This window comes from Cellulomonas sp. P1_G12_2, from assembly GCF_056405535.1.
In genome coordinates this window covers 1353946-1377763 of the sequence record NZ_JBFUBX010000001.1, presented here as the reverse complement: position 1 = coordinate 1377763, position 23818 = coordinate 1353946, and the positions used below count along the sequence as shown (strand labels likewise).

General features: G+C 72.4%; 28 protein-coding genes. 14 read left to right on the top strand and 14 right to left on the bottom strand.

What is annotated here, in order from left to right:
- Positions 1 to 12: 12 nt before the first annotated feature.
- Positions 13 to 1101 carry a type IV pilus twitching motility protein PilT gene (locus AC1DXT_RS06565; RefSeq protein WP_477060526.1) on the bottom strand — a complete coding sequence of 363 codons (1089 nt, stop codon included), beginning with the start codon at positions 1099 to 1101 and terminating at the stop codon, positions 13 to 15.
- A gap of 120 nt (positions 1102 to 1221) precedes the next feature.
- Here AC1DXT_RS06565 and AC1DXT_RS06560 point away from each other — a divergent pair, with 120 nt between their 5' ends.
- A complete protein-coding gene (locus AC1DXT_RS06560) occupies positions 1222 to 1296 on the top strand; it encodes a 50S ribosomal protein bL37 (RefSeq protein ID WP_155859599.1) in 75 nt (24 codons plus the stop codon).
- A 71-nt stretch (positions 1297 to 1367) separates the two neighbouring features.
- Here the strand turns inward: AC1DXT_RS06560 and rsrA are convergent, their stop codons facing one another.
- Positions 1368 to 1640, bottom strand: a complete 273-nt coding sequence (gene rsrA / locus AC1DXT_RS06555) for a mycothiol system anti-sigma-R factor (protein WP_056096731.1) — start codon at positions 1638 to 1640, stop codon at positions 1368 to 1370.
- Positions 1637 to 2440 (bottom strand): sigma-70 family RNA polymerase sigma factor, encoded by an 804-nt coding sequence (locus AC1DXT_RS06550; protein ID WP_477060525.1) that lies wholly within the window; start codon positions 2438 to 2440, stop codon positions 1637 to 1639. Before AC1DXT_RS06550 ends, rsrA begins: the two co-directional genes overlap by 4 nt.
- Before the next feature lie 86 nt (positions 2441 to 2526).
- Between AC1DXT_RS06550 and AC1DXT_RS06545 the strand changes: the two genes are divergently transcribed.
- The 6 genes from AC1DXT_RS06545 to AC1DXT_RS06520 are packed head-to-tail and all read left to right on the top strand — an operon-like array spanning position 2527 to position 7610.
- A complete protein-coding gene (locus tag AC1DXT_RS06545; protein ID WP_477060524.1) occupies positions 2527 to 3072 on the top strand; it encodes a ferritin in 546 nt (181 codons plus the stop codon).
- A gap of 11 nt (positions 3073 to 3083) precedes the next feature.
- Positions 3084 to 3596, top strand: coding sequence for a DoxX family protein (locus AC1DXT_RS06540; RefSeq protein ID WP_477060523.1), 513 nt, complete (start codon positions 3084 to 3086; stop codon positions 3594 to 3596).
- Between the two features lie 53 nt (positions 3597 to 3649).
- On the top strand, positions 3650 to 4930 hold the full coding sequence (aroA, locus tag AC1DXT_RS06535) for a 3-phosphoshikimate 1-carboxyvinyltransferase (protein ID WP_477060522.1): 1281 nt from the start codon (positions 3650 to 3652) through the stop codon (positions 4928 to 4930).
- Positions 4930 to 6006 carry a ribosome small subunit-dependent GTPase A gene (gene rsgA / locus AC1DXT_RS06530; protein ID WP_477060521.1) on the top strand — a complete coding sequence of 359 codons (1077 nt, stop codon included), beginning with the start codon at positions 4930 to 4932 and terminating at the stop codon, positions 6004 to 6006. Before aroA ends, rsgA begins: the two co-directional genes overlap by 1 nt.
- Before the next feature lie 31 nt (positions 6007 to 6037).
- On the top strand, positions 6038 to 6841 hold the full coding sequence (gene hisN, locus AC1DXT_RS06525; RefSeq protein WP_477060520.1) for a histidinol-phosphatase: 804 nt from the start codon (positions 6038 to 6040) through the stop codon (positions 6839 to 6841).
- A gap of 28 nt (positions 6842 to 6869) precedes the next feature.
- A complete protein-coding gene (locus AC1DXT_RS06520) occupies positions 6870 to 7610 on the top strand; it encodes a class I SAM-dependent methyltransferase (RefSeq protein ID WP_477060519.1) in 741 nt (246 codons plus the stop codon).
- On the opposite strand, the gene AC1DXT_RS06515 is transcribed toward AC1DXT_RS06520, so the two are convergent.
- The 4 genes from AC1DXT_RS06515 to AC1DXT_RS06500 form a co-directional block, all read right to left on the bottom strand.
- Entirely contained in the window at positions 7607 to 8335 is a 729-nt protein-coding gene (locus AC1DXT_RS06515) for an HAD family hydrolase (protein WP_477060518.1), read from the bottom strand. The two genes, AC1DXT_RS06520 and AC1DXT_RS06515, sit on opposite strands and share 4 nt — an antisense overlap.
- A complete protein-coding gene (gene gltX, locus AC1DXT_RS06510; RefSeq protein ID WP_477060517.1) occupies positions 8335 to 9831 on the bottom strand; it encodes a glutamate--tRNA ligase in 1497 nt (498 codons plus the stop codon). Before gltX ends, AC1DXT_RS06515 begins: the two co-directional genes overlap by 1 nt.
- A gap of 74 nt (positions 9832 to 9905) precedes the next feature.
- Complete coding sequence (locus tag AC1DXT_RS06505) at positions 9906 to 10691, bottom strand: fumarylacetoacetate hydrolase family protein (RefSeq protein WP_477060516.1); 786 nt, start codon at positions 10689 to 10691, stop codon at positions 9906 to 9908.
- 14 nt (positions 10692 to 10705) lie between these two features.
- Positions 10706 to 11527, bottom strand: coding sequence for a methyltransferase domain-containing protein (locus AC1DXT_RS06500; protein ID WP_477060515.1), 822 nt, complete (start codon positions 11525 to 11527; stop codon positions 10706 to 10708).
- A 92-nt stretch (positions 11528 to 11619) separates the two neighbouring features.
- On the opposite strand from AC1DXT_RS06500, the gene AC1DXT_RS06495 reads away from it, so the two are divergent.
- Positions 11620 to 12684, top strand: a complete 1065-nt coding sequence (locus AC1DXT_RS06495) for a DUF418 domain-containing protein (protein WP_477060514.1) — start codon at positions 11620 to 11622, stop codon at positions 12682 to 12684.
- On the opposite strand, the gene AC1DXT_RS06490 is transcribed toward AC1DXT_RS06495, so the two are convergent.
- The 3 genes from AC1DXT_RS06490 to AC1DXT_RS06480 all read right to left on the bottom strand — a co-directional run bounded on the left by AC1DXT_RS06490 (position 12669) and on the right by AC1DXT_RS06480 (position 15058).
- Positions 12669 to 14054: a hypothetical protein gene (locus AC1DXT_RS06490; protein WP_477060513.1), complete on the bottom strand. Its 1386-nt coding sequence runs from the start codon at positions 14052 to 14054 to the stop codon at positions 12669 to 12671. The two genes, AC1DXT_RS06495 and AC1DXT_RS06490, sit on opposite strands and share 16 nt — an antisense overlap.
- Positions 14044 to 14598 (bottom strand): RNA polymerase sigma factor, encoded by a 555-nt coding sequence (locus AC1DXT_RS06485; RefSeq protein WP_477060512.1) that lies wholly within the window; start codon positions 14596 to 14598, stop codon positions 14044 to 14046. Before AC1DXT_RS06485 ends, AC1DXT_RS06490 begins: the two co-directional genes overlap by 11 nt.
- Positions 14599 to 14671: 73 nt before the next feature.
- A complete protein-coding gene (locus AC1DXT_RS06480) occupies positions 14672 to 15058 on the bottom strand; it encodes a DUF1304 domain-containing protein (RefSeq protein WP_477060511.1) in 387 nt (128 codons plus the stop codon).
- A 35-nt stretch (positions 15059 to 15093) separates the two neighbouring features.
- Between AC1DXT_RS06480 and AC1DXT_RS06475 the strand changes: the two genes are divergently transcribed.
- The 4 genes from AC1DXT_RS06475 (at position 15094) to AC1DXT_RS06460 (ending at position 18505) form a co-directional block, all read left to right on the top strand.
- A complete protein-coding gene (locus AC1DXT_RS06475) occupies positions 15094 to 15993 on the top strand; it encodes a 3-methyladenine DNA glycosylase (protein ID WP_477060510.1) in 900 nt (299 codons plus the stop codon).
- Positions 15994 to 16071: 78 nt separating this feature from the next.
- Positions 16072 to 16767, top strand: coding sequence for a nicotinamide riboside transporter PnuC (gene pnuC, locus AC1DXT_RS06470; RefSeq protein ID WP_477060818.1), 696 nt, complete (start codon positions 16072 to 16074; stop codon positions 16765 to 16767).
- A complete protein-coding gene (locus AC1DXT_RS06465) occupies positions 16764 to 17843 on the top strand; it encodes an AAA family ATPase (RefSeq protein ID WP_477060509.1) in 1080 nt (359 codons plus the stop codon). The genes pnuC and AC1DXT_RS06465 overlap by 4 nt, the downstream gene beginning before the upstream one ends.
- A complete protein-coding gene (locus AC1DXT_RS06460) occupies positions 17840 to 18505 on the top strand; it encodes an NUDIX hydrolase (RefSeq protein WP_477060508.1) in 666 nt (221 codons plus the stop codon). Before AC1DXT_RS06465 ends, AC1DXT_RS06460 begins: the two co-directional genes overlap by 4 nt.
- A gap of 42 nt (positions 18506 to 18547) precedes the next feature.
- Here AC1DXT_RS06460 and AC1DXT_RS06455 read toward each other — a convergent pair whose 3' ends face one another.
- A complete protein-coding gene (locus AC1DXT_RS06455) occupies positions 18548 to 19180 on the bottom strand; it encodes an AMIN-like domain-containing (lipo)protein (protein ID WP_477060507.1) in 633 nt (210 codons plus the stop codon).
- Between AC1DXT_RS06455 and AC1DXT_RS06450 the strand changes: the two genes are divergently transcribed.
- Both AC1DXT_RS06450 and AC1DXT_RS06445 read left to right on the top strand, forming a co-directional pair.
- Complete coding sequence (locus AC1DXT_RS06450; RefSeq protein ID WP_477060506.1) at positions 19179 to 19931, top strand: response regulator transcription factor; 753 nt, start codon at positions 19179 to 19181, stop codon at positions 19929 to 19931. The two genes, AC1DXT_RS06455 and AC1DXT_RS06450, sit on opposite strands and share 2 nt — an antisense overlap.
- Positions 19928 to 21157, top strand: a complete 1230-nt coding sequence (locus AC1DXT_RS06445; protein WP_477060505.1) for a sensor histidine kinase — start codon at positions 19928 to 19930, stop codon at positions 21155 to 21157. The genes AC1DXT_RS06450 and AC1DXT_RS06445 overlap by 4 nt, the downstream gene beginning before the upstream one ends.
- Here the strand turns inward: AC1DXT_RS06445 and AC1DXT_RS06440 are convergent.
- From AC1DXT_RS06440 to AC1DXT_RS06430, 3 genes are read right to left on the bottom strand one after another with little or no spacing between them, the layout of a single operon-like run.
- The gene (locus AC1DXT_RS06440) at positions 21129 to 21857 is read right to left on the bottom strand and encodes an FAD:protein FMN transferase (protein ID WP_477060504.1); all 729 of its coding nucleotides are present in this window, start codon (positions 21855 to 21857) and stop codon (positions 21129 to 21131) included. The genes AC1DXT_RS06445 and AC1DXT_RS06440 overlap by 29 nt on opposite strands.
- A gap of 3 nt (positions 21858 to 21860) precedes the next feature.
- Positions 21861 to 22388 carry an FMN-binding protein gene (locus AC1DXT_RS06435; RefSeq protein WP_477060503.1) on the bottom strand — a complete coding sequence of 176 codons (528 nt, stop codon included), beginning with the start codon at positions 22386 to 22388 and terminating at the stop codon, positions 21861 to 21863.
- Positions 22385 to 23749 carry a ferredoxin reductase family protein gene (locus AC1DXT_RS06430; RefSeq protein ID WP_477060502.1) on the bottom strand — a complete coding sequence of 455 codons (1365 nt, stop codon included), beginning with the start codon at positions 23747 to 23749 and terminating at the stop codon, positions 22385 to 22387. The genes AC1DXT_RS06435 and AC1DXT_RS06430 overlap by 4 nt, the downstream gene beginning before the upstream one ends.
- Positions 23750 to 23818 lie beyond the last annotated feature (69 nt).

The window sequence follows — 23818 nt, the reverse complement described above, 5'->3', positions numbered from 1 at the left end:
GTCGGTGGGAGATCAGGACACGAGGCCGGCCTGCCGCAGCTCGACCGTCAGGTCGTGTGGGCTGGTCGACACCGAGAGCGCCTCGTCGTAGGTGATCGCGTCGTCCCGGACCAGCTGGAAGAGGTGCTGGTCGAACGTCTGCATCTTGTAGAAGTCGCCCTCGCGGATGAGGTCGATCAGCGGCGGGGCGTCCTCGGGGTCCAGGATCGCGTCGCGCGTGCGGCCGGTGTTGACCATGACCTCGATGGCCGGACGACGACCCGTGCCGTTCGCCAGCCGGACCAGGCGCTGGGACACCACGCCGCGCAACGCCTGGGCGAGCGCGATGCGGACCTGCTTCTGCTCGTGCGGCGGGAAGAAGTCGATGATGCGGTTGACCGTCTCGGCCGCGTCGATGGTGTGCAGCGTGGACAGGACCAGGTGACCGGTCTCGGCCGCGGACAGCGCCGCGCGGACCGTCTCCACGTCGCGCATCTCGCCGACGAGGATGACGTCCGGGTCCTGGCGCATCGCGGCACGCAGGGCGACCGTGAAGTCGGCCGTGTCCTGGCGCACCTCTCGCTGGGACACGATCGACTTCTTGTCGTGGTGCAGGATCTCGATCGGGTCCTCGATGGTGACGATGTTGACCTCGCGCAGCGTGTTGATGAGGTCGACCATCGAGGCCAGGGTCGTCGTCTTGCCGGAGCCGGTCGGACCGGTCACCAGCACGAGCCCGCGGGGCTCCAGCGCCAGCTCGCCGATGACCTCGGGCAGGGACAGCTCGGCGAGCGACTGGGCCCCGACGGCCACCCGGCGGAACACCAGGCCGTACGTGCCGCGCGCCTGGTAGGCGTTGACGCGGAACCGCCCGACACCGGACACGGAGTACGCGAAGTCCGCCTCCTTGTGCTCGCGGAACGCGTCCACCAGGTCGTCGGGCAGGACCTCTTCGAGCATGCGCTCGGTGTCCGCCGGCTTGAGGTCGGGGACCTGCAGCTTGCGCAGCCGGCCGTCGACGCGCACGCGGGGCGCGGAACCGACCTTGCAGTGCAGGTCGGATCCGCCCGTGCTCGCGAGGGCGTGCAGGAACGGGATGACGGACTGTGTCGGCTGGCTCACGCACTGGATATCGGACGTCGGCGCCCCGCACTTGAGGGCGCGAGAGATGTGGGACGATGGAGACGAGTCCGGCGAGCAGCACGGGCGCCGACCCCCCGTACGTCGACGAAGGAAGATCCCATGAGCAAGCGAGGCCGCAAGCGCCGTTCCCGCAAGGGCAGCGCCGCGAACCACGGCAACCGTCCCAACGCCTGAGCGTTCGGAGAACGGGAAGGCCCGGAGCAGCAGCTGCTGCACCGGGCCTTCGTCGTTCGGGTCTGCGGCGCTCAGTCGAGCGTGACGCGCATGACGGTCAGCTGCTCGTGGATCTTCAGCCGCAGGTGCTCCGGCGCGGCCTCCTGGCAGCCGCGCTTCACGATCGTCTTCACCACGACGTCGACGTCGTACTCCTCCAGGCAGCCCTCGCACTCGGCGAGGTGCGCCCGGACAGTCTCGGCGTCGGGCGCCCCGAGCTCCGCGTCGAGGTACTCCCAGAGCCGGTCCAGAGCGTCTGCGCAGTTGTTGCCGCAGTTGCCCGCTGACAGGTCACTCTCGTTCATCGTTCGCCCTCCGGCGCGGTCGGGGCCACCGCGACCAGACCACGCCCGCGGGCGTAGTCCGACAGCAGGTCGCGCAGCTGTGCGCGGCCGCGGTGCAACCGGGACATCACCGTCCCGATCGGCGTCCCCATGATCTCGGCGATCTCCTTGTACGCGAAGCCCTCGACGTCCGCGAGGTACACCGCGATCCGGAACTCCTCCGGCAGACGCTGCAGGGCGTCCTTGACGTCGGAGTCCGGGAGGTGGTCGAGCGCCTCGGCCTCGGCAGACCGAAGGCCCCTCGACGTGTGCGACTCGGCGCGGGCCAGCTGCCAGTCCTCGATCTCCTCGGAGCGGGACTGCTGCGGCTCGCGCTGCTTCTTGCGGTACGAGTTGATGTACGTGTTGGTGAGGATGCGGTACAGCCACGCCTTGAGGTTGGTGCCCGGGCGGTACTGGTGGAACGCGGCGAACGCCTTGGCGAACGTCTCCTGCACCAGGTCCTCGGCGTCGGCCGGGTTGCGCGTCATCCGCAGGGCAGCGCCGTACAGCTGGTCCAGGTAGACCAGCGCCTCGGCCTCGAACCTCTCGGTCCGTGCAGCGTCGCCCTCGGACTCGGGCGCGCGGTTCGTGTCCTCGCTCATCGCGGACGAGCCTAGTCCCGGAGTCTGAGGACCACCGACCGGCGTGGGCCACGACACATTCACCCCGGACGCCTGCATCTGCGCGGGCCACTGGGCGGGAAGGGTGTCTACGGGGGTACCGACCGCCCACCCGGTCACGGGAGGCGTCGCAGCGCGCGTCTCGGTAGCACAGCTCATGGTGGCCACAACGGCAGGACGCTGCGGACCATTCCCGCTGCCGCACACGCGTCGCCAGCGCCGCACCCGCGCACTAGGTTGGCGGCATGACGACGACTGCCGCGGACTCCACCTTCCTGCGCCTGCTCCGTGAGCAGATCGGCCACGAGTTCGACGCCCACCAGCAGTACGTGGCGATCGCCGTGTGGTTCGACGGGCAGGACCTCCCCCAGCTGGCCCGGCACTACTACCGGCAGGCGATCGAGGAGCGCAACCACGCGCTGATGATCGTGCAGTACCTGCTGGACCGGGACCTGCACGTCGAGATCCCCGCCGGCAGCTCCGTGCGCAACGGCTTCACCCAGGTCACCGAGCCCATCGGCCTGGCCCTCCAGCAGGAGAAGCAGGTCACCTCGCAGATCGAGGCGATCTTCGCGGCCGCCCGCGCCGAGGGCGACGCCCTGGGCGAGCAGTTCCTGCTCTGGTTCCTCAAGGAGCAGGTGGAGGAAGTCGCCTCGGCGACCACGCTGCTCACCGTCGCCACGCGTGCCGGCGACAACCTGTTCGACCTCGAGAACTATGTCGCCCGCGAGCAGATCGGCGACGGTGGCGAGTCCGCCGACGCGCCGTCCGCCGCCGGCGGCGCCCTGTAGGAGGAGCTGCCGTGCTGCTGCGCCGAATCGCGCGTCCCCTGTTCGCCTCGTGGTTCGTCACCGAGGGTCTCGACGTCGTCCGGCACCCCGCCGCGCACGCCGCCGACGCCCGAGGGGCGCTGACGACGCTGCGCCGCCGGCTGCCCGAGCCCGCGCTGTCCGGCCCGGCCGGAGACGTGCTGGGCCGCGAGCTCAGCGACCGGCAGCTGACCACGATCGTCCAGGCGCACGGTGCCGCGCTGGCCGCGGCCGGGGTGCTGCTCGCGGTCGGCAAGGCACCGCGCACGGCCGCGCTCGCGCTCGCGGCCCTGACGGCTCCGCTCGTCCTGCTCAACCTGCCCACCAAGCGCGTCAAGGGCGAGGACCCGCTGCTGCGGCGCGCCCGTCGCGACAAGCTCGTGCGCGCGCTCGCGTTCACCGGTGGTGCCCTGATCGCCGGTGTCGACCTCGAGGGCCGCCCGGGGATCAGCTGGCGCGTGCAGAAGGCGCGCTCCGAGCACGCAGCGGCGAAGGCCTCCGACTGAGAGGGCCTGAGACGCTCACAGTGCCCGTCGGCACCCCCGATAGCCTGGGTGCCATGGACCTGTGGACCGCACCGCTCGCCGACGCCCCCCTGGACGCGCTCGTCGAGGTGCCCGGCTCCAAGTCCCTGACCAACCGCTACCTGGTCCTCGCCGCGCTGGCCGACTCCCCCGGCCGCCTACGCGGTGCACTGCGGTCACGGGACACGCGTCTGATGGCGGCCGCACTCACCGGCCTGGGCGCACGGATCGACGAGGACGGCAGCGACTGGGTGGTCACGCCCGGCCCGGTCCAGGGGTCGACCGCCGTCCATTGCGGTCTCGCGGGGACCGTCATGCGGTTCCTGCCCGCTGTCGCGGCGCTCGCCAACGGCCCGGTCCGGTTCGACGGCGACGACTCGGCCCTCGCCCGGCCGATGGGGCCGGTGCTGACTGCGCTGCGCACGCTGGGGGTGCGCGTCGAGGAGCACGGCGAGCCCGGGCACCTCCCGTTCACGGTGCACGGGCACGGCTCCGTGCTCGGAGGTCAGGTCGACGTGGACGCGTCCGCGTCCAGCCAGTTCGTCTCCGGGCTGCTGCTCGCCGCCGCGAGGTTCGAGCGCGGCCTGACCCTGCGGCACACCGGCCGGACGCTGCCGAGCCTGCCGCACATCGAGATGACGGTCGCCCTCCTGCGCGAGGCCGGCGTCCACGTGGACGACTCGCGGCCTGCGATCTGGCAGGTGGCGCCGGGTCGGATCACCGGCCGCGACGTGCGCGTCGAGCCGGACCTGTCCAACGCGGCCCCGTTCCTGTGCGCGGCCCTCGTGGCCGGCGGAACAGTGCGCGTGCCGGGCTGGCCGACGCAGACGACGCAGCCCGGGGGCCTGCTGCCCGGGATCCTGGAGCGGATGGGCGCCACCACACGCGTCGACGGTGACCTGCTGAGCGTCACCGGCACCGGCGCGGTCCGTGGCGTCGACCTGGACCTGCACGCGGCCGGCGAGATCGCGCCGACCATCGCCGGGCTCGCCACCCTGGCCGACTCCCCCACGCGGCTGCGGGGCATCGCCCACCTGCGCGGGCACGAGACCGACCGGCTCGCCGCGCTGGCCGCCGAGATCACGCGTCTGGGCGGGCAGGCGGAGCAGACCTCCGACGGGCTGGTCATCACGCCACGCCCGCTGTCGGGGGGAACCTGGCACACGTACGAGGACCACCGGATGGCCACCGCGGGCGCTCTCATCGGGCTGCGGGTCCCGGGCGTGGAGGTCGAGGACGTCGCGACGACCGCCAAGACGATCCCCGACTTCGTCGGGCTCTGGGGCGGCATGCTCGGATCGGCCGTGCTGGCCTGATGGGTGCCCGGCGCTACGACGAGCGGGACGTCCGCATCCGTCCCGGTCGCGGCTCGCGCCCGCGGACCAAGCAGCGCCCCGAGCACGCCGACGCCGAGGTCGCCCTGGTCACCGCCGTCGACCGCGGTCGCTACGCGATCCTCGTCGACCCCGACGGCCCCGACGAGCGCGTGGCGATCGCGATGAAGGCCCGGGAGCTCGGCCGCGACCGCGTGGTGCCGGGTGACCGGGTGGACATCGTCGGGGACACGTCCGGCGACGACGGCTCCCTGTCCCGGATCGTGCGGATCGGCGAGCGTCGGACGGTGCTGCGGCGGACCGCGGACGACACCGACCCGATCGAGCGGATCATCGTCGCCAACGCGGACCAGCTGGTGATCGTCACCGCGCTGGCCGACCCCGAGCCGCGCACGCGCATGATCGACCGCTGCGTCGCCGCGGCCTACGACGCGCGCATGGACGCCCTGCTGGCCCTGACCAAGGCGGACCTGGCGGATCCCGCGGAGCTGGTCGGGATGTACGCGCCGATCGGCGTCGAGGTGGTGGTGACCAGCGCGGAGAAGTCCGTCGGCGGCCGGATCATCCACGGCCTCGACGACGTGCGAGCGGCGCTGGAGGGCAAGACGTCGGTGCTGGTCGGGCACTCGGGCGTCGGGAAGTCGACGCTGGTGAACGCGCTGGTCCCGGGCACGTACCGGGCCGTGGGTGTGGTGAACGACGTCACCGGCCGCGGTCGGCACACCTCAAGCTCCGCGGTGGCGCTGCGCGTTCCCGGGACGTCGAAGCCCACGTGGGTCATCGACACGCCCGGCGTACGGTCGTTCGGGCTCGCACACGTCGACCCGCAGCACCTGCTCGGCGCGTTCGCGGACCTCGCGGAGGTCGCCGAGGAGTGCCCGCGCGGGTGCACCCACGCGGACGACGCCCCGGACTGCGCGCTCGACGACTGGGTCGCCGCCGCGCCGGACGAGCCGACCCGCGAGGCGCGCGCCGCCCGCGTCGAGTCGTTCCGCCGTCTCCTGGCCAGCCGCCTGGGCAGCGGAGATCCGGACAACCGGGAGCCCGCACGTCCCTGACGTGCACCGACGAACCACTACCGTGTCGGGCATGAGCCTGCGACCCGGGTACGACGACGACCTGCGCCTCGCCCACGTGATCGCGGACCAGGTGGACTCGCTGACCATGTCGCGGTTCAAGGCGCAGGACCTGCGGGTGGAGACGAAGCCCGACCTCACGCCGGTGTCCGACGCCGACAAGACCGCCGAGGAGATCGTCCGCGGTCAGCTGTCCCGGGCGCGACCGCGGGACGCGGTGCACGGCGAGGAGATGGGCGACACCGGCCACGGGCCGCGCCGGTGGATCATCGACCCGATCGACGGGACCAAGAACTTCGTCCGCGGCGTGCCCGTGTGGGCCACGCTCATCGGGCTGCTGGACGGCGACCAGGTGGTCGTCGGCCTGGTCAGCGCCCCCGCGCTCGGTCGGCGCTGGTGGGCGGCGCAGGGCAACGGCGCGTGGACCGGGAAGTCGCTGGCCGCCGCCAGCCAGCTGCACGTCTCCCAGGTCGACCGCCTCGAGGACGCCTCGCTGTCGTACTCGTCGCTGAGCGGCTGGGAGGAGCGCGGGCAGCTGGATGCGTTCCTGAACCTGACCCGGCGGACGTGGCGGACGCGTGCGTACGGCGACTTCTGGTCGCACGTGCTGGTCGCGGAGGGCGCGGTGGACCTGTCCGCGGAGCCGGAGCTGTCGCTGCACGACATGGCGGCGCTCGTCCCGATCGTCACCGAGGCCGGCGGCACGTTCACCTCGATCCGCGGGGTGCCCGGCCCGTTCGGCGGGTCCGCGCTGGTGTCCAACGGGCGGCTCCACCAGGCCGCGTTGGAGTACCTGGACCCGCTGCCGGAGGCGTGACACCTCCCGTCGCGGCACGATCGGTGCCATGAGCACCGACGACCGCGACGACCGCGCCGCCTCGTTCGACCGGGCCGCAGCCGTCTACCAGGCCACCCGGCCCAGCTACCCCGACGAGGCGGTCCGATGGGCCGTCCCCCCGGACGCGCGCGACGTCGTGGACCTCGCGGCCGGGACCGGCAAGCTCACCGAACGGCTCGTCGCGCTCGGGTGGCACGTCGTCGCCGTGGAGCCGTCCGACGCGATGCGGGCGGAGCTGGCGGCCGCCCTTCCGGACGTCGAGGCGCTGCCCGGGACGGCCGAGCACCTCGGTCTGCCCGATGAGTCGGTGGACGCCGTGACCATCGCGCAGGCCTGGCACTGGGTGGACCCACCCGCGGCCTCCGCGGAGATCGCCCGCGTCCTGCGGCCCGGCGGTCAGGTGGCGCCGATCTGGAACGTGCGCGACCAGTCGACCGACTGGGTGGCGCGCTGGACCGAGATCGTGCACCGCGGGGACAGCCTGGAGACCAGCTACCGCGACCCGATGCTCGGCGACGCGTTCACCGAGCCGGAGCACGCCACGTTCCCCTGGACCCAGCGGCTGCGCGCCGCGGACCTGCGCACCCTCGCCGCCAGCCGCAGCCACCTGATCCTGCTCCCGGCCGACGAGCGAGACGCGCTCCTCGACGAGATCGATCGGCTCGTCGCCGCCCATCCGGACCTGCGCGGACGCGAGTGGATCGAGGTGCCGTACCGGACCGAGTGCTACCGGGCGCGGCTGCGCTAGAGCCCGAGAACCCCCGGGAGCTGGTCGAGGGACTCGATCCCGACGACGTCTGCCGCAACGATCTCCGCGTCCGTCAGCGCGAGCCGGCGCCCACCGGGACGGTCCACCCAGATGCCCAGCAGTCCCGCCTCCCGCGCCGCCACGGCGTCGACGTCGAGCTCGTCGCCCACGTAGGCGGTGCGCTCGGGAGAGGTGCCGAGCCGGCGGCACGCCTCGACGAAGACGCGAGGGTCGGGCTTGCCGAAGCCGAGGGTGTCGACGCCGACGAGCATGGGCACGCGCTCGAGCAGCGACACCCGCTCGAGCTTGATCGTCTGGAGCTCGACGGACGCGTTGGACAGCGCGCCCACCGCGAGGCCGGCGGCAAGGAGCTTGTCCAGGACGGCCTCGACATCCTCGTGCGCGGTCCACGCGTCCGCGAACGCACCCTGGAACGCCTCGTCCCAGACCGCGAACGCGTCAGCGTCCAGCACCGGTCCCCCGAACTGCGCGTGCAGCTCGTTGGCCCGCGTCATCCGCTGCTCGACGAAGCCGACCTCGCCGCGCGTGTACGCCGCGTAGTGGCCGCCGACGTCCGCGCGCCAGACCCTCACCAGCTCGTCGTACCGGTCGTGCGGCAGGTCCGGCAGGTACTCGCGCGCGAGCGCGGACAGGGCGTGACCGAACGCGCCGCGGGTGTCGACGAGCGTGTCGTCGATGTCGAACAGGACCCCGTCGACCCGCATCAGAGCGTGGCGCGCAGGGCAGCGATCCGCGCGAGCGTGGACTCCTTGCCCAGGATCTCCATCGACTCGAACAGGGGCGGGGACACGCGTCGTCCGCTGAGCGCGACGCGCAGCGGCGTGAACGCGAACCGGGGCTTGATGCCGAGCCCGTCGACCAGCGCAGACTGCAGCGCCTCCTGGGTGCCGGTCGTCGTGAACTCGGTGAGGGCTTCGAGCGCGGCCGCGGCGGCGTCGAGGACGGCCGGGGACTCCTCGCGCAGCGCGCCGCGGGCGTCGTCGGCGATCTGGAGGGCGCCGTCCGCGACGAACAGGAACCCGAGCATGCCCTCGGCCTCGCCCAGCAACGTGATGCGCTCCTGGATGAGCGGCGCGCCCGCGTCGAGGAGGGCACGGTGCTCTGGCGAGAGGTCCGCGTAGGAGTCGGTCGGCACCAGGCCCGCGCGGTGCAGGTACGGCACCAGCCGGTCGCGGAAGTCCTCGGGCGCCAGCAGCCGCACGTGCGCGGAGTTGATCGCCTCGGCCTTCTTCACGTCGAACCGCGCCGGGTTGGGGTTGACGTCCGCCGCGTCGAACGCGGCCGTCATCTCCTCCATCGAGAAGATGTCGCGGTCCGGGCCGATCGACCAGCCGAGCAGTGCCAGGTAGTTGAGCAGGCCCTCGGGCGTGAAGCCGCGGTCGCGGTGCAGGAACAGGTTGGACTCGGGGTCGCGCTTGGACAGCTTCTTGTTTCCCTCGCCCAGGACCGACGGCAGGTGCCCGAAGACCGGCGCCCCGGAGCCGACGCCGATCGCTTCCAGCGCCTGGTAGAGCGCGATCTGGCGGGGCGTCGACGAGAGCAGGTCCTCCCCGCGCAGCACGTGCGTGATTCCCATGAGCGCGTCGTCCACCGGGTTGACCAGCGTGTACAGGGGCTGGCCGTTGGCGCGGACGATGACGAAGTCCGGCACCGAGCCCGCCTTGAACGTGACCTCGCCGCGCACCAGGTCGTCGAAGGAGAGGTCCGCGTCGGGCATCCGCAGACGCAGGACCGGCTCGCGGCCCTCGGCCCGGAACGCGGCCTTCTGCTCGTCGGTCAGGTCGCGGTCGACGCCGTCGTAGCCCAGCTTCGGGTCCAGGCCGGCCGCCTTGTGGCGCGCCTCGATCTCCTCGGGCGTGGAGAACGACTCGTACGCGTGCCCGCCCTCGACCAGGCGGCGGGCGACGTCCGCGTACAGGTCCATCCGCTGCGACTGCCGGTACGGCTCGTGCGGCCCGCCGACCTCGACACCCTCGTCCCAGTCCAGACCGAGCCAGCGCAGCGCGTCCAGGAGCTGCAGGTACGACTCCTGCGAGTCGCGCGCCGCGTCGGTGTCCTCGATCCGGAACACGAAGGTGCCGCCCGTGTGGCGCGCGTACGCCCAGTTGAACAGAGCCGTGCGGATGAGGCCGACGTGCGGCGTCCCGGTGGGCGAGGGGCAGAAGCGGACGCGTACAGCAGAGCCGGTGGGAGAAGTCACGGCCTCAAGGTTAGTGGCGGCGCAGCACGGGTTGCGCAGCACGCTCGTCCTTCCGCCGCAGCCGGCGTGGAGACTTAGTGGCGGCGCAGCACGGGGTTGCGCAGGGTGCCGATCTCCTCGACCTCGACCTCGACGATGTCCCGGTCCACGATCGGGCTCACGCCCGCGGGGGTGCCGGTGAGGATCAGGTCGCCGGGCAGGAGCGTGAACACCTCGGACACGTACGAGACGAGGTAGGCCGCGTCGAAGATCATCTGCGACGTGCGGCCGTCCTGCTTGGGCACGCCGTTGACGCGGGCGCGGACGTACAGGTCGTCGACGTCCAGGCCCGGCACGATCCAGGGGCCGATCGGGCAGGAGCCGTCGAAGCCCTTGGCCCGCGTCCACTGCAGGTCGGCCTTCTGGACGTCGCGCGCGGTGACGTCGTTGGCCACGGTGTAGCCGAACACGTGGTCCAGGGCGCGGTCCGGCGTGACGTCCTTGGTGACCTTGCCGATGACGATCGCCAGCTCGGCCTCGTGCTCGACGTGCTCGGTCCAGTCGGGCAGGACGATCGGGTCGTCGGGGCCGATCACGGAGGTGTTGGGCTTGAGGAACAGCAGCGGGGCGGGCGGGAGGTCGTTGCCCATCTCGGCGGCGTGCTCGGCGTAGTTGCGGCCCACCCCGATGATCTTGGAGCGTGGGATGACCGGCGCCAGCAGGCGGACGCTGTCGTCGTCGAGCCGGATCTGCTCACCCGTGGGCTGCACCGGCGTGTAGAGCGGGTCTCCCGTGATGACCACGAGCTCCTCGGAGCCGGGTGCTCCGTCGATCAGGGCGTAGCGGGGGTCTCCCCCGGTGGTGAACCTTGCGATGCGCACGTCGCAACCCTAGTTCAGGCGCGAGCGAGCACCTCGCCGTGCAGCACCGCGAACCAGCCGTCGGGCTGGGTGCCCCACTCGCGCCAGGCGTCGGCCAGCAGCTCGAGGCCGACCTCGTCGGCCAGGCCGTGGGCGATGGCCTGCGCGGCGAAGTTCGAGGCCACGGAGCGGTCCGCCCACAGCCCCGCCCACCACGTGCGGTCCTCCGGGGTGGCGTAGCACCAGACGCCCGCGCTGGGCACGATCCCGGCCGGGTCGAAGCCGGCCTCGCGGACCCAGGAGAGCAGCTTGCGGCCGGCGTTCGCGTCGGCCTTGTTGGCCTGCGTGACCTCGTGGTAGAGCGCGAGCCACTCGTCCAGGCCCTGCGACTCCGGGTACCAGGTCATGCCGGAGTAGTCGGCGTCGCGGAGCGCGACGATGCCGCCGGGCCTGGTGACGCGACGCATCTCCCGCAGCGCGGCGATGGGGTCCGTGAGGTGCTGGAGCACCTGGTGCGCGTGCACGACGTCGAAGGCGTCGTCCTCGAACGGCAGGCCGTAGGCGTCGGCCACCTGGAACGTCACGTTGTCCGCGCCCGCGTCCGCGGCGGCCTTCTGGGCGATCTCCACCACGGCGGCAGAGGAGTCGACGCCGACGACCTCGCCGGGCTCGATCCGGGCCGCCAGGTCGATGGTCACCGAGCCCGGACCGCACCCCACGTCGAGCAGGCGCGTCCCCGGGACGAGGGCCGGCAGCAGGTACGCGGCGGAGTTCTCGGCGGTGCGCCAGCGGTGCGAGCGCAGCACGGACTCGTGGTGCCCGTGGGTGTACACGTCGGGGTGCGTCGGGGAGTTCACATCTGAGGGTAATCATCCGAGAGCCCAACAGTTCAATAACCGGGACGAACCGTTTCGACATGCGAGATTCCCCGGCTCGCTAGCATCCGTGCATGCGCCGCATCGTGGGGATCGACGTCGCCCGGGGCCTCGCCGTCCTCGGCATGATGACCGCGCACGTCGGTCCCGACGACCACGGACCGGTCCCGCCCGGCGGCTTCTCGCAGCTCGCGGACGGGCGGCCCGCGGCGCTGTTCGTGGTGCTGGCGGGCGTCTCGCTCGCCCTGCTCTCGGGCAGCTCCGTACCTGTCGTCGGCACCCGGCTGGTCCAGGCGCGCGTGCGGATCCTGGTGCGGGCCCTGCTCCTGTTCGCCCTCGGGGAGCTGCTCATCCTGCTCGCGACGCCGGTCGTCGTGATCCTGCCGACCTACGGGCTCCTGTTCGCGATCGGCTGCGTCGCGCTGCGCTGGTCCCGGGCGGCCCTGCTCACCGCCGCGGGCGTCGTCGCCGTCATCGGGCCTCCGCTCGGCCAGGGCATCGCCGCGAGCCTCGAGGGTGCCCGGCCGACGGTGCTCGCCCAGATCACTGTCGGCCACTACTACCCGGCGATCGTGTGGACGGCGTACCTGCTGGTCGGGCTCGCGATCGGCCGCAGCGACCTGCGCGCGGCGCGGCTACGAGGTCTCGGAGCGCTCGTCGGCGTCGGCCTGGTGGTCCTCGGGCACGGCGGCTCGTGGGTGGCGATGCACGTCCTGGGCTGGCCCGAGGCGCTGGCGACGACCGAGCCGCACTCGTCGACGACGTTCGAGGTGGTCGGCAACGTCGGTGTCGCCCTGCTGGTCATCGCCGGCTGCCTCGTGGTCGCCGACCGGTGGCCCCGGGTGCTCGCCCCGCTGGCGGCCGTCGGGGCGCTGGCGCTCACCGCGTACACGGTGCACATCGTGGTCATCGCCGCCCTCGGGCAGGGCGTCGTCTACCAGGCGACCCTCGGGGTGTGGCTTGCGTTCGTCCTCACGACCATCGGGCTGTGCTGGCTCTGGGCCGTCTCGGTCGGGCGCGGGCCGTTCGAGTGGGCGCTGCACCGGGTGTCGACGAAAGCCGCGGACATCGCCCCGGACGACCTCCCGCCGTCACCCCCGCGCTCCGACACGGACCGCGCCGGTCAGGCGCACTCGTAGACGACGTTGGCGGCGTCGGACCGCATGCCCAGCAGCCACTCGCCGGCCGGACCCTGCAGCGCGAACAGCGCGTTCGCCTCGAGGAACGCCGCGTCGGTGGTGTACGCGTAGCCCGCTGCGGCGCCGTGCACGGCCCCGTACTCGTCGCCCTGCACACCCTCGGGCGCGAGGGTCGACGAGTTGTCCTCGTGCCACGCCCGCACCGCCCGCGAGACCGGGTTCCCGCCGGCCACCGGCACGTACACCCGGTGCCCGTCCGGCGTCGTCCCGGCGGGGCGCCAGTCCGCGGCCACGTGGGCGTCCTCCTGCGAGTACGTCGTCGCGACGCAGCGCTGCCCGCCGGGCGCCGTGGTCACGTCCGGGTCGTCGTACTCGTCCGCAGGGTCGGGTGCTCCACGCGCGACGCCGTCGTCCCACCGGATCGCCGTGAAGTCCCCGGCCGGGACGTCGCCCGGTTGGAGCCGGAGGAACGTGCCCAACGGCGTCAGGATCCCGTAGGTGAGGTTGGTCAGCCCCGGCACCGACGACTCCCGCACCCGGACCGTGAGCGCGACCGGGCCGGGCTCGCGCAGGCCCCGCTGCTCGAACGTGTCGTCCATGAACGGGTCGGCGTCGCCGTAGAGCGAGGACGAGTAGAAGGGAGACGCGACGGTGCTCGTCGTCGTCACCCGGAAGTCGTCTCCCAGGTCGATCGACGTCGGCAGCGTCAGCGTGTCGTAGAACGTCTCCTCGTCCCGCACGACCCCTGGAGGAAGGGAGATGTTCACCTCGGAGGCGCACGGGTCCGAGGAGCGCGCGCTCGGGCACGCGATCAGCCGCGCACCCAGCGCGTCCACCTCGTAGAGGCCGCTGACGATCCACGATCCGAGCTGCTCGTAGGTCGTCAGGTAGATCGAGGCCTCTCCCCGCGTCCCCACGAGGTAGGCCGGAGCAGGGTCGCCCTCGTTGATCCGCAGCGCCTCGACGTCCGGCACGAGCGTGGGTATCTGCCACACCTCGCCCGTTCGCGGCGCGGTGAGCCGAGCGATCACGGTGGCATCGTCGATCGACTCCGCCCGGGTCACCGGCCCGGTCGGAGTCGGGGCCGTCGTGGGAGTCGGGCTCGGCGTCGTGGTGGGGGTCGGCGTGACCGTCGGGGTCACGACGGGCACCACCGGCTCCGGCGACTGCTGGCCCAGCCCGAACCACAGGCCGACCCCGAGCACGCCCACCACGCCGACGCCCGCGAACGACTCGGCCGTCCGCCGCGTGATCCGGCGGCGACGGGCCGCCGACCGGACCACGCCAAGCCGGCCGCCGTCCAGCACCGGCGCAGCACCCTCGATCTCGTCGGACGCCCGAGCCAGCAGGGCGTGCAGGTCATCGGTCACGACGCACCTCCGTCGGAGTCAGCTGGTTGACGGGGATCCGCTCCACCGCGACCGCCGTGCTGCCGAGCTCGGCGTTCAGCCGCGCGAGCCCGTCGGACGTGTAGCGCTTGACCGCGCCCTCGGACAGACCCAGCACGGTTGCGGTCTCCGCCACCGACAGGTCCTCCATCTGTCGCAGGACCACGCACGCGCGCTCCCGCGGGCTGAGGCTGGCGAGCGCCCGCACCACGTCCGCGCCCGGCAGCCGGTCCTCGTGCTCGACGGCATCGGGAACCTGCGCCGCCGCCCGGGCGAGCAGGCGTGCCTCGCGCGTCTTGCGCCGGCCGGCGTCGATCGCGCGAGACGCGATGGCCCGGCGAACGTAGGCCTCGGCCTGCTCGACGGACCCGAACCGCGCACGGCCCGAGAACGCCGAGATCAGCGACTCCTGCACGAGGTCCTGCGCATCGGACGGCGAGGCCGACACCAGCGTCGCGTGCGCGACCAGACGCTGATAACGCTCGCGCGCGACCTGCTCCAGCAGGTCCTCCCACCGTCTGCTCACGCACCACGCTCCCTGTCCGCGTCTCCTGAACCCATAACGCCTGTCGCCCCTGACGGCGTTGGGGTCGGGGTTGCTAGGCGAGGAGGGCAGCCACCGAGAACACCACGGCGAGCAGCGGGAACGCGCCCTGCGTCGCGGCGGCACGAGCCATCGAGCGGTTCGTCGCGACGAGCACCAGGGCGGCGGCGAGCATCGAGCCGCACGCCAGCAGGATCAGTGCGAGACCGACGGTCTCCTCGCCGGCCAGGGCGAGCACCACCCCGACGAGGGCACCGATCGCGAGGAACAGGTTGTAGAAGCCCTGGTTGTACGCCCAGGGCTTCACCGCGGGGACGTCCTCGGTGCGCGTCTGGAACCGCGCGTGGACGTCCGGGCGCTCGAAGAGCACCGACTCGTACGCGAAGAACAGGACGTGCAGCAGGGCGGCGAGGACGGCGAAGACAGACGCGACGATGATCACGAGGGCAGTCTGGCAGGCTCGCCTACCCTGGAGGCATGTCCGTGACCGCTCCCCCCGCGCTCGATGCGGCGACGTGGCAGTCGCTCGCGGAGGCGCACGCGGCGCGCGCMGACGCGTTCACCGCCGGCCGCCGGGAGCGTCGTTCGCGCCAGCAGAAGCACGCCATCGAGGACTTCCTGTTCGAGTACTACCCGGTCACGCCCGCCGTCCTGCGCCGCTGGCACCCCGGGGTCGGTGTCGCGCTGGAGAGCCCCGCCCCGCACGCCGGCTGGCGCTGGTACCGGACGTCGGACGACGGCACCGTGACGCTCGACGCCGACGCGTTCGTGGCCGACCGCGGGGACGCCGTCCGGTTCATCCACGGCCTGCTGACCGCCACGCTCGGCCGTCCGGCGCTCACCGGCTGCTTCGGCCTGCACGAGTGGGCGATGGTGTACCGGGAGACCGACGAGCACCGCCACCCGCTCCCCCTGCGGCTCGGGTCGGCCGGCACCGACGCCGTCGTCGAGGCCCACAGGATCCGCTGCACGCACTTCGACGCCTACCGGTTCTTCACCCCCGAGGCGGTCGACCGCAACACGCTCCGGCCCACACGCGACTCGACGGGCGCGATGGAGCAACCGGGGTGTCTTCACGCAGCCATGGATTGTTACAAGTGGGCAAGCAAGCTCGGTCCGCTCGTGGCCGGCGAGCTGCTGCTCGACTGCTTCGAGCTCGCGATGGAGGTCCGGTACACCGACATGGCGGCATCCCCGTACGACTTCACGTCGTACGACCTGGCAGCGATCAGGATCGAGACGCCCGAAGGCAAGGCCGAGTACGTCCGCCGCCAGCGCGACTACGCCATGCGGTCGAATGGGCTGCGCGAGCGACTGCTGGAGGCCTGCCAGGTCGCGCTGACCGGGCATCGGACGAGTGAATCGAGCAATGTTTAACGCAGAACTGCGCTAAGTCGCCTACAGTGAGGTCATCGCGGAGCGCGATGACTCAGACGGAGGCCGACGCGCGTGTCTATGCAGACGGACATCGACACAACGTCCGATGGGCGTACCGGCCGGACGGGCTCCGCCCGGCGCGACTTGCTGGTCGCGATCGGTGCCGCCGCACTCCTCACCCCGGCGAGCTACGCGCTCGGCCGTCTTGCCGGATGGAGCTCCGAGGTCGAGTGGCTCGAGGTACTCGCGGTGGCGACGTCGTACGCCAGCACCGCACTCTGCATCCTCCAGCGCAGGTTCAACTACGTCTTCGGGGCCGTGAGCACCGTCCTGTACGCGGCGCTGTTCCTTCGGCACGGCCTGATCGCCTCGGCCCTGCTCAACCTGTACCTGACCCCGCAGCTCGTCTACGGCTGGTTCCGTTGGCGCCGGGACGCCAAGACTCGACCCGTGACGTGGCTCGTCAACGAACGGCGATGGATCCCGGCGTACGTCGGTGTGACGGTCGCGGCGTACGTCGGAGGCGTCTGGCTCGTCGGCCTTCTCGGCGGGCAGCTTGCCTGGGCGGACTCGGCGATCTTCGCAGGCTCGGTCCTGGCCCAGTTCCTGCTCGACAACAAGCGCATCGAGACGTGGTTCGTGTGGATAGGCGTGAACGTCATCGCAGTCTGGACCTACCTCGCGTCCGGACTCGTCGTCGCAGGCATTCAGTACGTCCTGTTCATCGCCACAGCCGTGCTCGGCTTCGCTGCGTGGCGCCGGAGCATGCGATGAACGAGCGCGCGTGGGTGCTCGTGACCGCACTCCCTCCGACGACTGGTCACGGGGACCTGATCTCTTTCGCCGCCCGGGCCGCGCAGGTCGTCCATGTGGTGCTGTGCACGCAGCCCAGCGAGCCGCTCACGGAGGAACGTCATGCGGCGCTGCTCGCCCTGGCTCGAAGGCCCGACCTCGGCCGTGCCGTCGTCGTGCACCGCATCCACGAGGAGCTGCCGCAGGAGCCGGCGGACGCGCCCGACTTCTGGGCGATGTGGCGCGGCCTCCTCCGTGACCTCGGCGCCCGGCGTGGTGACCTCGTCGTGGCGTCCGAGCCCTACGGCGCCGACCTCGCGTCGGCGATCGGCGGCCAGTTCCTTCCCTACGATCCGTGCCGCCTCGTCAATCCGGCGAAGGCCACACGAGTGCGCGACCACGCGATCGAAGCGTTCTCGGACCTACTCCCTGAGTTCCAGCCGTACCTGCGCAAGCGGGTCACGTTGTTCGGTGCCGAGTCCGTCGGCAAGACGACGATGACCGGGCGACTGGACGAGCTGGGTCTCGCCGTGGCGCTTCCAGAGTGGGCCCGTCCGTACCTCGAGCTCGACGTCGTCGGTCCCGACGTCAGCGCCGAGAAGATGCACACGATCTGGCGGGGCCAGCTCGCCCAGCAGCTGGCCGCGGAGGCGATCGCGTCCCGCCACGGCAGGCCGTTCATCGCCCAGGACACCGACCTCTTCTCCACGATCGGGTACTGGCTGCTCAAGGGCGCGGAGTTCGGTGAGCCCGAAGTGCCGCCCGCACTTTGGGCCGACGCAGCCAAGAACGCCAGCGACCTGTACATCGTCCTCGGCCAGGACGCCGTGCCCTTCGAGGCCGATCCCCTTCGATACGGCGGCGACCGGCGGGAGTCCGCCGACGCGTTCTGGGTCGACCTGTGCGAACGCGCCGGTCTGAACTGGGTGCTCGTGGACGAGGCCGACACCGCCGCGCGCGAGGACCGGGTCGTGGCGGAACTCCGACGAGTGTTCGGTGCCCCGCTCGACCATCGACGCCGAGGGCGCGAGTACGAGGCCGCCGGTGATCGCGCATGACGCTCGCTCGCGACGCCTCGGGCAGGTCACTCGAGGACTACCCGCGCCCGTCGGTGGCTGTGGACACCGCGGTCCTGACCGTCGATCGGGGACAGCTCTGCGTCCTGCTCGTTCGACCCACGGGCTCGGAGCCCACTGCGGCGTGGCGGCTCCCAGGCACGTTCCTCCACCCCGGAGAGACGCTGTCGGACGCGGTTGTGCGCTCGCTCCGGGTCAAGGCCGGAGTCACCGGTCTTCGTCCGGAGCAGCTCCACGTCTTCGACGACCCCGGCCGTGACGACCGCGGATGGGTGCTGTCGGTCGCCCACCTCGACGTCGTCCGCGCGGACCGCATTCCTCCCCGGCCCGAGAGCCGGCTCGTGCCTGTCGCCGAGGTTCCCGACCTTCCGTTCGACCACCGCGCCATCATCGACTTCGCGGTCGACGATCTCCGCGGGCGCTACGAGTCCTCGGCCGACCCGTTCCTCCTCGTCGAGCACGCAGAAGCAGACGGCGCTTTCACCCTGCTGGAGCTGCGGGCCGTCCACGAGGCGGTGGCCGGCCATCGCCTCCTGCCCGACACGTTCCGTCGCGCGATGCGTGGATCTCTCGTCGAGACCGGACGGCGGAGCCAAGGGCGACGGGGGAAGCCAGCCGAGCTGTTCCGCAGACGACCTAGCTGAGGGGTCTGTGTCGGACAGCCCTTTGCCGACAAGGTGCGGACGTCAGCCGTCGTGTCGCACGTCGACCACCACGCGGATCGGGTCGGTGAGCGCGAAGACGCGGAACGGGTGGTCCGGCGTGTCGACCCCGAGGAACGCGAGCTCCTGCCCCTCGAACTGTCCGCGCACGTTCACCTCTCGCAGCGTCGCGTACGTGGGCGTGAGGATCGGGTTGGTGCCGGTCCACGCGAGACCCTCGGCACCCGGCATCTGCACCCCGAGCAGGACCACCTGCAGCGTGCCGTCGCCCGCGATGTCGAGGATCGTGTCCGCCGGGTCGTCGGTCGCGACGTCCGTGTAGCGCACCATCCAGCCGGGTGTGCCGGTGCCGTCGAAGCGGAAGACGACGCGGTCGTAGCCCTCGTGCTCCCCGGTGGTCACGTCGGTCAGCGTCAGCGCCACGTCACCCGAGGACGGCTGCTCGTCCAGCTCCAGGTCGGCCGGGAAGGGCACGGGCTCCTCCGACTCGGTGGCCGTGGGCGCCGGCGGCGTGCTGGTGGGGGTGGCGCTCGGAGCCCGTGAGTTCGTCGACGTCTCCGTCGCTGAGGGCGTCGTCGGCCCGCCGTCCGCGCACGACGCCAGCAGCAGGCTCGCGCAGACGACCAGCCCCGCAATGTGGCGCCGCCGTGCGGTCATGGCTCTCCTCGCGTCGTCGACCCCGACGCTCGGAGCCGGCAAGGCCACCGTACGATGCGAGCACGTGCTGAGCAGGGAGGACACGATGCCCGGACCCGCGCAGCTGCTCCTCGTCGAGGACGACCGGCAGCTCGCTTCGATGCTCGAGCAGATCCTCGTCGGCGAGGGCTACGACGTCGACGTCGCCAGGGACGGTCAGCGCGGTCTGCACCTCGGCCTGACACGGACCTACGACGTGATCGTCCTCGACCGCGGCCTGCCCGCCATCGAGGGTCTGGACCTGCTGGGCCGGCTGCGGTCCAAGGGTGTGGTGACGCCCGCGCTGGTGCTCTCGGCGCTGGGCAACCCCGCCGACCGCGTGGCCGGGCTCGACGCGGGCGCCGAGGACTACATGAGCAAGCCGTTCGACGTGGACGAGCTGGCGGCGCGCCTGCGGGCGCTCCGGCGCCGGACACGCGAGCACGTGGGGATGCTGCACGTGCCGGACGGCACGCTGGACGCGGATACGCGGCAGGTCACGACCACCTCCGGCGCCGTGGTGGACCTGTCGGAGCGGGAGTGCTCGCTCCTGGAGCTGCTCGCCCGGCATCCTCGGCAGGTGTTCAGCCGCGCTGAGATCCTCGACCGGGTGTTCACCGACGCCGAGGACGACGGCGTGGTCGACACCTACGTCTACTACCTGCGCCGCAAGCTGGGCCGGTCCGTCGTCGCGACCGTGCGCGGTGCGGGGTACCGGCTGGGTGCCGGATGACCACCCCGCCCACCACCGGCGCCGAGCGCGAGGCGCTGCGTCGCACGGCCCGACGGCTCGGCCTGCAGACCGCGCTGCTCGTCCTGGGGTGCCTGCTCGTGGTCGGCGCCGCGGTGCTCCTGGTGGTCGTCCGGGCCCAGATCGAGTCGGGACGGTCGCAGCTCGAGGGTGCCGTCCGCTCGATCGACGACGCCCACGACGCTCCACCCGGCATGTGGGTCGCGGTCGCGTCCCCGCGCGGGCTCTCCACCTCCGAGGAGCTGCCGGAGAGCCTCCCGGACCTCGACACGATGCGGCAGGTCGCGCGGTCGGGCGACGAGGTCTGGACGACCGCACCCACCGAGGTGGGCACGGTCCGCGTGCTCACGGGCAGCCACGACGGCACGGTCGTCCAGGCCGCTCTGGACCCGTCGGAGGGCCGCGAGGAGCTGGCGCGGCTCGTGCTCGCGCTCCTGGCGGCGGGTGCGGTCGGGGTGGTCCTCGCGGGGCTCGGCGCCGTGTGGCTGACCCGCCGGGCCGTGCAGCCGATGGTCGCGGCCCTGAGCCTGCAGCGGCGGTTCGTCGCGGACGCCAGCCACGAGCTGCGCACCCCGCTGACGCTGCTGTCCACGCGGACGCAGCTGCTGGACCGCCACATGACCGCCGACTGGGGCACCGCCCCGCCCGACCGCGTGCAGCACGACGTGGACGGGCTGCTCGCCGACGCCGCGGCGCTCACCGCCGTCCTCGACGACATGCTGCTGGCGGCGGACGCGCGCTCGGTGGACGCGGTGCCCGTCGACGCCGCCGAGCTGGCGCACGAGGTGGTCGACGCGGCCCGGGCCTCGGCGGCGGAGCGCAGCGTCGGGATCGAGCGTCAGGGAGCGGACCACGCCGTCGCGCTGGCCTCACCGGTGTCGGTCCGCCGTGCCGTCACCGCGCTGGTCGACAACGCGATCGACCACGCCCGCAGCAGCGTCGAGGTGCACGTGAGCACCCGTGACGCGCGCGTGGTGATCCAGGTCCGCGACGACGGACCCGGGATGCCGCCCGAGAGCGCCGAGGTGTTCCGGCGCTTCGCGTCGCACCGCGACGACGACGCGGACGGCACGCGCCGGCACTACGGCATCGGGCTCGCGCTCGTCGCGGAGGTGGCGGCGCAGCACGGCGGCACCGTGACCGCAGCCGCGCGCGAGGACGGCCGGCCCGGCGCCGCCATCACGCTGGAGCTGCCTGCAGCGAGGTGAGCAGCTCACCGTCGGCGTCCACGGCGAGCACCGCCGCGGCGCCGTGCTGCGAGGCCCACGCGATCCCGTCGGGACCGAGGGCAAGGACGCAGGTGGCCAGGACGTCGGCGGTGGTGAGGTCGGCGGCGACGACGGTCGCCGAGCGCAGCCCGGTCGCCACCTGCCCCGTGCGGCCGTCCCAGACGTGCTCACCGCGCTCGTAGGTGCCGGAGGTCGCCACGGCCCCGTCGCGCACCTCGAGCACCGTGAGGAACGACTGCGGGTCGGACGGGTCACGCACGCCGACGTTCCAGCCGCGACCGGGCTCGGGCTCGCCGCGGACCACGACGTCCCCACCGGCGTTCAGACAGAACGTCGTCAGCCCGGCCGCGGTGAGGGTGTCCGCCGCCCTCTGGGCCGCCCAGCCCTTGACCACCCCGTCCGTGTCGAAGGAGCCGTCCGGCCGCCGGACCGAGAAGGCGCCGCCCGAGAGCTCGCCGTAGCGCTCCGCGATGCCGAGGACCTCGCGCAGGTCGCTGCTCGCGCCGCCGCCGTCGTACCGGCTCACCTCGCTGTCCGGCAGGTAGCGGCTGAACCGTCGGTCGGCGTCGTGCATCCGGTCGAACGCGTCCCGGACGGCCGCTCGCTCGACGTGCTCGTCCACCGCGTCCCGGACGTCCACCGACATCGGGATCCCCATCACCAGCTCCAGGTGGCGCACGGGTCAGCCCTGCTGGTCGATCGCGGACTGCACGGACTCGGCGTACGCCTCGGACGTGTAGGTGGCGCCCGAGACCGTGTCGATCTGCGCCGACTGCGCGGCGACCACCTCCTGCGCGAGGATCGGCGTCGCGCGCGCGTTGATCTGCACGCTCTCGTGGTGGCCGCCGGGGACCTGCAGCGCCTGCACGTCCGTGATCTGGCCCGCGGTGAACGTCACCGACACCTGCACCGGGCCGTACCGGGTCTGCACCGAGGAGCCGACGATCGTGACGGTGTCCGTGGCGGTGGACCCGGTGTCGGTGCTCGTCGCGGGATCGGTGGTCGACCCGGACTGGCCGGTGCCGGCCGCCGCGTCGTCGTCGGACGACGTGCTGTCGGAGGACGAGACCGACGACGACGTGCCGTCGGTGCTCGACTCCGCGACGGTGGCCGGCGGCGCCAGGACGGCGAACTTGGTGAAGCCCGCCGCACCCATGGCTGCCAGCGACCCCACATAGATCAGCGTGCCGCGCCAGCGTGGTGTGGTCATGAGTCGAGCTCCTCTCGGTGGATGGCGGACCGCGGCACGCCCAGGGCGCGCGCCGAGCGGGCGACGGCGTCGGCCATCGCGGGCGGGCCGCACACGAACACGTCACGCGACGCGATGTCGGGCACGAGCCACCCGAGGTGCTGCGCGTCGAGCGGGTCGTGACCCAGCTGGGCACGCCGGCCGGGGACGGGCAGGTATGTGAGGCTCGGAGACGGTGTGAACTCGGCCGCGAGCGCGAGCCCGGCGGCGTCACGCGCGCGGTGCAGGACGACGAGCTGACGGCCTTGTGCCAGCAGCTCCTCGGCGAGCGCGCGCACGGGCCCGATCCCGGCGCCACCGGCCACCAGGAGCACCCGGTCGGAGGTCGCGCGGTCCGCGGTGAAGTGCCCGAACGGCCCCTCGACCAGCACCTTCGTCCCCGGCCGCAGGTCCGCCACCGCGGTCGAGTGGTCCCCGAGCGCCCCGATGGTGAACCGCAGATGGTCGTCGGTCGGCGCCAGGGACAGTGAGTACGGGTGGGCCGTCGCGCGGTGCCCGGGGGTGAGGAAGCGGACCAGGAAGAACTGGCCGCCCCGGGCCTCCAGTCGCGAGAGCCCGCGGCCGTGCACCCAGACGCTGGCCAGACCGTTCGCCTCGGGCACCACGGCGGACACCCGCATCGCGTACCGGCGGTGCGACAGCAGGGGCAGCACCACGCGCCAGGTCAGCAGCGCGGCGGCCGTGCCGGCGTAGAGCAGGATCCAGAGCCCACGGGCGATCGGCGAGTCGACGAAGTGCGTGCCACCGGCCACCTGGTGGGCGAAGGCGAGGAAGATCCCCACGTAGATCGACAGGTGCACCGCGAACCAGACCTCGTAGGAGAGGTGGCGGCGGGCCAGCCGGGCGCTGGACACCCCGACGGCGAGGAACAGGACCGTGCCGATCAGCGCGGGCCACAGGTACGGCTGCGTCGCCAGCACGGAAGGCACCTCGGACCACACGCTCAGACCGTCCAGCAGCGACCCGCCGACGATCATCAGGGCCACGTGGGTGAGCACCAGCAGCACCACGGAGGTGCCGAGCGAGCGGTGCCACGCGACGAGCCGGTCGAACCCGATACCCCGCTCGAACCACGGCACCCGGCCGATGAGCAGCAGCTGCGCGCAGACGAGGTAGGAGGCGAGCAGCCCCGCCAGCTCGCCGAGCGACATGAGCGCACCGCCGGGGGTCGTGCCGGTGGCCGTGGGGGTGCCCGTCCACCAGAACAGCAGCACCGCGACGACGCCGAGCCAGAGCGTCGGAAGGACGGCACTGCGGGTGCGGGTCGGTCGCGGCTGGGCGATCGGCGCCAGAGGCGGCGCCTCCCAGGTCGTCGTGGTCATGAGACGAGTCTGGGCGGGGGTTCTCAGAGGATTCTCGGAGCTACCTGTCCGCGCGCTGTGCGATGGCCC